This is a genomic window from Neobacillus paridis (assembly GCF_016765675.1).
Lineage (GTDB): Bacteria > Bacillota > Bacilli > Bacillales > Cytobacillaceae > Neobacillus > Neobacillus paridis.
In genome coordinates, this window is record NZ_JAESWB010000219.1 from 1 (window position 1) to 709 (window position 709).

Sequence of the window (709 nt, forward strand, 5' to 3'; positions counted from 1 at the left end):
TTGATTGTATTTCTCGATCAGGAACATTGTGCGGAGATCTTTGATGCGGCGACGGGGAATGAACACGATAACTGGAATGTGATCAATGATAAGTTGAGCCAGTTTGAGCAGGAAATAAACCGCCCTGTGAAAGAAAGGCTAAAAATTGTTGCGGAAACTCTGAATGCAATGCAGCCCGAATTCGGAAAAATAAAATCTAACGAATTTCAAAGGCAACAGTTTGATCGGTTATGCAATGGAATCAAAATGATTCATTCAAAAATTGTTTTTGATTCTTCAGTTCCCGAAACGGGCGATGCATCCAACCATTGTGGCACTGCAATAAAATCGGCAGCATTAAACTATTTAGGTGTTCCTTTGTCTGCAGTAGTTATGCGGCGCCTCACTAATTATGAGAAAGANAGATCAGTTAAGAAGGCCAATGATCGATAGTGAAGGAGATTTGTTGCTGGTTTGTGAACAATTTCAAAAAGATGTGGCTAGATGCAGCATTGTCATTGACGGAAAATTGCTGGATCGGTTTTCACGAGAAGATAGTAAGGAAATAAGTAGGGAATTCATTCAAAAATTGCGGCTTATGCAGGCTACGGATGCGCAAATTATGGAAATTAGCAGGCTTGCATCACAGTCCACTTCGAATACTTATAATGAACTCTGCGAAAACGTTGGGCTGTATCGGTTGACAAACAAGGAAAAAAATTACATTAAA

At 39.7% G+C, this 709-nt stretch carries 1 protein-coding gene; it reads left to right on the forward strand.

All coding sequences use genetic code 11. The features are described from left to right. Positions 1-421: 421 nt before the first annotated feature. Positions 422-709 (forward strand): hypothetical protein (locus JK635_RS15125; protein ID WP_202654801.1); only part of this gene is annotated, 288 nt, incomplete at its 3' end.